5 protein-coding genes are annotated in these 6,620 nt (G+C 58.1%); 3 read left to right on the top strand and 2 right to left on the bottom strand.

Translation table 11 applies throughout. The features are described 5' to 3' along the window. Both HLUSI_RS29270 and HLUSI_RS0117415 read right to left on the bottom strand, forming a co-directional pair. Nucleotides 1-1,130, bottom strand: a 1,130-nt coding sequence (locus HLUSI_RS29270; RefSeq protein WP_238534028.1) for a two-partner secretion domain-containing protein, incomplete at its 3' end; no start/stop codon positions are given. Beyond that, nucleotides 1,093-2,679, bottom strand: a complete 1,587-nt coding sequence (locus tag HLUSI_RS0117415; protein ID WP_029363684.1) for a ShlB/FhaC/HecB family hemolysin secretion/activation protein — start codon at nucleotides 2,677-2,679, stop codon at nucleotides 1,093-1,095. The genes HLUSI_RS29270 and HLUSI_RS0117415, both read right to left, overlap by 38 nt. A gap of 458 nt (nucleotides 2,680-3,137) precedes the next feature. On the opposite strand from HLUSI_RS0117415, the gene HLUSI_RS0117410 reads away from it, so the two are divergent. The 3 genes from HLUSI_RS0117410 to HLUSI_RS0117400 form a co-directional block, all read left to right on the top strand. Next, a complete protein-coding gene (locus HLUSI_RS0117410) occupies nucleotides 3,138-3,947 on the top strand; it encodes a 4'-phosphopantetheinyl transferase family protein (protein WP_016835177.1) in 810 nt (269 codons plus the stop codon). Between the two features lie 477 nt (nucleotides 3,948-4,424). Next, entirely contained in the window at nucleotides 4,425-5,150 is a 726-nt protein-coding gene (locus HLUSI_RS0117405; RefSeq protein WP_016835176.1) for a DUF4088 family protein, read from the top strand. Nucleotides 5,151-5,379: 229 nt separating this feature from the next. Next, nucleotides 5,380-6,620 (top strand): NAD-dependent succinate-semialdehyde dehydrogenase (locus tag HLUSI_RS0117400; protein ID WP_016835175.1); only part of this gene is annotated, 1,241 nt, incomplete at its 3' end.

Genomic DNA, 6,620 nt, shown 5'->3' with positions numbered 1-6,620 from the left:
ATCTTGCCGCCGTCGCCGCGCGCGATTGCATCTGCACTGATGCTGGCATCGGGGCCAACTACGGTCTGCCGGGCGTTTTGCACCGCCGCGTTCTTGCCCTGGTAATCGCCGCCAACCAGTACGGTACCGCCGCCGGTTTGTCCGCTGGCGTCAATACGCGCGTCGCCGGTCAACGCCACGCGCTCCCCCAGCACCGATACTTCGCCGCCCTGCCCTGCGCCGGTGGCGCTGGTCACGCTGCCCGCCTCAAGCAGCGTATCGCCGCTGGCCTTGAGGATGATCTTGCCGGTCTCGCCAACCTGCGCACTGTTGGCATTCAGTATGCCGCGCTGATTGATCATCGCGCCGTAGATACCGATCTTGCCGCCTTCCGCGATGACCTGGCCGATGTTGATTGCACGATCGCTTGGCGACGATACAACCACCTGCATCGCCGGATTGGAGGAATCCGCCAGTTGCACGCTATGTCCCGCCGCCAACACGACTTCACCTTGCGGCGAAGTGATGAGGCCGCTATTTGTCACGTCCGGCGCAATCAGAAAAACCTTGCCGCCGGAGGGTGTCGTAATCTCGCCGGCGTTGACGACGCTGCCCGCCGTTGCACCGGCGAAGAACTTGTTTTTACCGGCGATAAAATCTGCATTCGCGATATCCAGCGTCGATGCGATCAGGCCGTTGACGTTCACTTGCGCGCCCGCACCGAACAGAATGCCGTTCGGATTGATCAGATAGACGCGGCCATTGGATTGCAATGCGCCCATGATGACGCTTGGATCTTGCCCCGTGACCCGATTCAACACGGCGCTATTGGCGTTCTGTTGAATAAAGCGAACGATCTCGCTCTGCGCAATGGAGAAACTGCCCCAATTGATAATCGCGTTCGGACTGTTGGTAATCGAAAAGATGTTGCCGTTCTGAGAAAACGTCACCTGCCCGTTCACTATCGTGGGAGTGCCAGGCGCGGCCGCAGCCGGGCCAATGCCCGCCGCAATCAGGAACGGCAAAAGTCTGAGCTGCGGGACGCGGATTCGCAGGAAAAAAGGCATCATGGATTTGCGGCGCATATTCATTGGGGTAGTTTTCATCATGTCCTCAGAAAGACAAGCCGAGACGTGCGTGCAAACGTCCATCGCCTCTTTGCGTTACCGTCGCTTCCGCACGCAAAACATGGCCGTAATCCATCTGCAAGCTGACGTTGTTGCGCAACTGCAGACGCACGCCGACACCGATGCTTCTGATCGCCATGCTGCGGAACTCTCCCGGCAACGCACGATTGCGCGTCAGATAGGCCGTGTCATAAAACGCCAGCACCCGGCATTGCCAATCGGTGTTGCGGCACAAAGGCGGTGAGTAGATTTCAACATTGGCTGTCACGCCGGAATCATTGGACACTTCGCGCTCTTGAAAACCGCGAACCGAACTCGCGCCACCGGCGCCATACTGTTCGCCCGCAATCAGCGCATCCCTTGTGTATTGACCATTGACGATCGCCCGGGCCAGCCATTCTTGCGGCAACCCCTGCGTGGTGCTCGCTGCAAAGCGCAGCGCGGTGTAATCGGCTTTTGCGCCCACGCGCGCGGCGTCGAAGTCCTGTTGGCGCCCCTTGGCGCCGCCCGCAACGTTATGCGACAAGGTCGCGCCCCAATTTGCAACGCCATTCTGCATTGACCAATTGCCGACATAGCCGACGCTGAGCGGGTGCACGGTGACATCATTACCCAGTTCAATCCCGAGCGTCTGCATGCTGTTGCGGACTTCCTTGTAATCGATGCCGTAGACCAGCTTTGACTCGTAGCTGCCGACGGTCGTCAGGTTCTGGTTATAGCGCGCGCCGTACATCGAACCCTTGCCACTGACGGCGATGTCGAGAATCCCTGCGGTTACCGTTCCCGCATTCACATCGGAGTGGCTTGCAAAAAAATCCAGCGAATCACCGAGCGCATACAAAGGCACGTGATAACCGAAGCCATAGACGGCAACATCGCCCGAATGCTCGAGCGTGGTGGTGTACTGCAACGTCATGACGTGATCACGACCGAACATATTGGCATTTTGCAAAACCACGCCGGCATAGGTTCTGCCAACCTGTTCCGTGCCTGAGTTGTCGAGATTGAGCGTCGTCAGCCAGACGGATTCTTCGGTCACGGCCAAGCTTGCATCGACTTCATCAGCTGCTGCTCCCGGCTTTATCTTCATGACCGTCTTTTTGGCGGGATTTTCATTCGCCAATTTCAGGCTTTTTGAAATCTTGTTCAGATCGGGAGCTTCACCTTCTTGCAGACCCGGCAAGCTGTTGCGAATATTCGTATCGGTGAAACTCTTGTTACCCTCGATCGCGACATTGCCGATTCTGGTTTGCACCACATTCAACACGACCACACCATTATTCAATTCTTGTTCGGGCAAGTCGATGCGCACCAGCACATAACCGTGTGCCTGATACACCGCTTTCAGCGCGACAAGTGCACCCTTCACATCGGAAAAATCGCGATCCTTGCCGGTGAACGGCGCAACCGCCGCATCGACGTCTGCCGCCGGCAGCAATGTATTGCCGGCGATGTCGAAACGGTTGATCTCGAAACGGAGCGAGCCCGGTGCCGGTTGGTCGACCGACCAGGCGGCGCCGGCGGCGGTGGCAAGCACGGAGCCCGCTACCAGACGTGCAAATCGAAATGTCATGTGATGTTTTTCTACAAGCTGTCGTTATATGTAATGCGCAAATGCCAACCTTATTGGCAGGAGCGCAGGCAGGCATCCACCTTGTGCGGAAGATGCCTGCTTAACTTGGAAAAGACGTGGATGACCAACGATTCCCTTCCCCCTTTTTTTGTTAAAACGGGCTTGGACTATTTCTTATGGCCCTATACGCGAAAACTGGATGGTTCTACCGGCCTTCCGCTCGCGGAAATATTCATTGCATAGGCGTCTGGCCTGCGTTAGCGGTCATGGTAGCATCCACTTTTCCGATGACTATACCGTGCATCTCACATTTTCAAGAAGCATTGCAGCGGATCGACGCACCACGATGAAAGCCATTCCGCCATTAGCATACGAACAACGCTTCAGCCTCACGGACGGCGCGATTAAATGAATCACCTGTCTCCAGAACTTTCACCGTCTGATGGTGGAGTGCCCCGATGAGTGCCATCGGGAAGATTTCCGTTTTACCGCATCAAATTGATCTGTGGTGCTGTTTTACCGACAGCATCAGCGACGACGATTTGCATTTGTACCGGCAATCTTTGCTCAGTCCCGAAGAACGCGAGCGTGAGTCGCGTTTCTATTTCGAGCGTGACCGCAAGAAATTTGTCATCACCCGTGCGCTGGTGCGCAGCGTGCTCTCGCGCTATGCCGCGCTGGCGCCGGCGGCGTGGGAATTTGTTGCCGGTAGCCACGGTCGCCCTCAAGTAGTGCAAGACGTCGCACAACATCTTTGTTTCAATCTGTCGCACACCGCCGGACTGGTGGTCATGGCCGTCAGTGCTGCCCAGGACATGGGGGTGGACACGGAAAACATTGCCATCCGCACGGCTCCGCTGGATGTGGCCAACAGTTTTTTTTCTCCTGACGAAGTGGGCGGGCTGAATGCCCAGCCATTTGCGCAGCGTCAACAGCGCTTTTTTGAATACTGGACCTTGAAAGAGTCGTGGATCAAGGCGCGTAGCATGGGGCTGTCAATTCCTCTGGACCAGTTCAGCATGGACCTGGGGACAGAGGGACGGGTAAGCTTGCAAACGCAGTTGGTGGCGCAACCATCTGCGTGGCAGTTTTTTCTGCTGTCGATGGGTAACGATCATTTGCTCAGCGTATGTGCACAGCAAGAGCAGCCCTTGCACTTGCGCGTACACCATTGCCGACCTCTGCTGGACGAAACCATGTTGCGTGCGACGCCGTTGCGGCAAACACGGATTGAAGCATCCATTTGCGCCGACAGCCCTTTCTCTTGATGCGATTTTTGTCCCGTGATATATGCTCCCCTGCCCGCCTCGGCCTGTCACGTCGGTGCCGGCAAAGTGACGATCAGTCTCCATGTCCGGCCCCGATAAGTCAATCCGCTTGCGCCGCTGCGCTGTAGCACGTTTGCGCTACAGACCAATCGGCATTTTTGATGGTGCAACGGCGGCAGTTCAGCTATACAGCCACTTTTGCGCCGGTTTGAAATAGCGACCCGACGACGATGGCAGCGACGATCGGGCGGCTGATCGACTGATGATGCAGCACCGGTGCATTTGTGCCTCCCGGGTTTATCGTTGCCGCAGGAAAAGTTTTTCCGATTGCTGCCGTTAACCCCCTCATGCGCTCTCATGCACCAACGCCTTGCCGCTGCAGATTCCATGCAGCGACTGATTTGCGATTAAAATTTCCGTGCCGGTCGACGACATGCATGTCGATCCGACAACACGCCAGAGCTCCCGGGGAACAATATGAAAAAACTCAATCTCAATCTCAAAGATGAAGTCTATGATTCGCTCGATCGCGACTACAAGAACTTCAATCGTCTCTCGCTGAAGTGCGACTCGGGATTCGTCTCGCCGAGCTTCGAAAGCTTCATGCTGGCGAAACTCTCCGACAACACCACCTTCCTGACCGAAGCCGCCGTTCAGCATCTGATGCTGTCGGGCCAGTACGCCTGGGCCAAACGCGCGCTCGACAAGGATTTTCCGGATGTTGTCGCGATCCTGATCTCGCAGGCGTCCAACTACGGTTTCCACATCGCCGTGCGGCATGACTGGTCGGTTGACGAGCTGACCGCGGCGTCGAAAGCCTGGGCGACCTCGATCGTCAAGCAAGCCAAGGGTGACGAATCGCAGATCGACGTCCTCGCCGCGCAAATCAAATCGGCTGCCATCAGCATCGCCAAAGCCGAAGAAGCATTGAAGACGCCTGCATGGCGCCTGTCGCGTTCGTGGGCGCAGCAACTGCACGACGCCAAGATCGCTGTCGAACATGCACGCGGTTCGGTCGCCAGGGAAAAGCTGGGCTCGCTGCGCACGCTGTTGACGCTCGGCATCGCCTACGGCACGGTCAAGGAAAAAGATGAGAAAGAAATCCTCGATCGCCTGCGCACCAGGAAGCCCTATCTGTTTGAAGAAGAAGCCGATGGCTTTCTCGGCCGCGCCCTCGCCTGGTATCGCAGCGTTTTTGCTTGATCCAGGTCCTGTTTATCTCGTCCGGTCTCCTCTTCAGAGCGGCAGAATCCAAAAAAACGACGAGACGGCTTGCTGACTATCCCATCTCTTGGCGCATACGGCGTCAAGCTCAAGTCCGTCACTGACGCCTGCAGATAACCTCCGAACCTTTTGGGTGGATCCGATCAAAAAGAATATCTGCTGCAGACATCTGATTGTGGCAGCGCTTTTCAACGGACAGGAGTTATCAATGCTGCAACTCAAGGATCCATCCCTGCTGCGCCAGCAGGCCTACATCAATGGCGCCTGGTGCAACGCCGACGGCGGCGGCACGCATGCCGTCAACAATCCGGCCACCGGCGACGAGCTCGGCACGGTGCCCGACATGGGCACGGACGAAACCCGGCGCGCGATTGAAGCAGCACAGGCGGCATGGCCGGCCTGGCGCAAGAAAACCGCCCGGGAACGCGCCGCCATCCTGCGCAAATGGAACGACCTGATGCTGGCCAACGCCGATGACCTGGCGCTGATCATGACGGCAGAACAAGGCAAACCGCTGGCCGAATCCAAAGGCGAAATCGCCTATGCGGCCTCGTTCATCGAATGGTTCGGCGAAGAAGCCAAGCGCACTTACGGCGATACCATTCCCTCGCCCGTACCCGGCAACCGCATCGTCGTGATCAAGGAACCGATCGGCGTCTGCGCGGCGATCACGCCGTGGAATTTTCCGGCGGCGATGATCACGCGCAAGGCCGGTCCGGCGCTGGCGGCAGGTTGTCCGATGGTGCTCAAGCCGGCGCAGGCGACACCGTTTTCCGCGCTGGCGCTGGCGGTCCTGGCTGAACGCGCAGGCGTGCCGGCCGGCGTGTTCAGCGTGGTGACCGGCTCGTCCAAGGTCATCGGCGCCGAGATGACCGGCAACCCGGTCGTGCGCAAGCTGAGCTTCACCGGTTCGACCGAGACCGGCAAGTTGCTCATGCAACAGTGCGCGGCGACCATCAAGAAAGTATCGCTGGAACTGGGTGGCAACGCGCCCTTCATCGTGTTCGACGACGCCGATCTCGATGCCGCAGTGGAAGGCGCAATCGCCTCCAAATTCCGCAATACCGGACAGACTTGCGTCTGCGCCAACCGCATTTACGTGCAGGACGGCGTCTACGACAAGTTCGCCGATAAGCTGGTTGCGGCGGTGGCGCAACTGAAAGTCGGCAATGGCGTCGACAGCGGCGTCACGCAAGGTCCGCTGATCGACGAGAAGGCGGTGCAGAAAGTCGAGCAGCACGTCGCCGATGCCCAGGCCAAGGGCGGCCGCGTGCTGCTGGGCGGCAAGCGCCATGCGCTCGGACACAGCTTCTTTGAACCCACCGTGATCGCCGACGTCACCGCCGACATGAACATCGCGCGCGAAGAAACCTTCGGCCCGATGGCGCCGCTGTTCCGCTTCAAGACCGATGATGAGGTGCTGGCCCTGGCCAACGATACCGAGTTCGG

The sequence above is a fragment of the Herbaspirillum lusitanum P6-12 genome, assembly GCF_000256565.1.
Classification (GTDB): domain Bacteria; phylum Pseudomonadota; class Gammaproteobacteria; order Burkholderiales; family Burkholderiaceae_D; genus Herbaspirillum; species Herbaspirillum lusitanum.
This window is presented reverse-complemented; position numbering and strand designations above follow the sequence as displayed.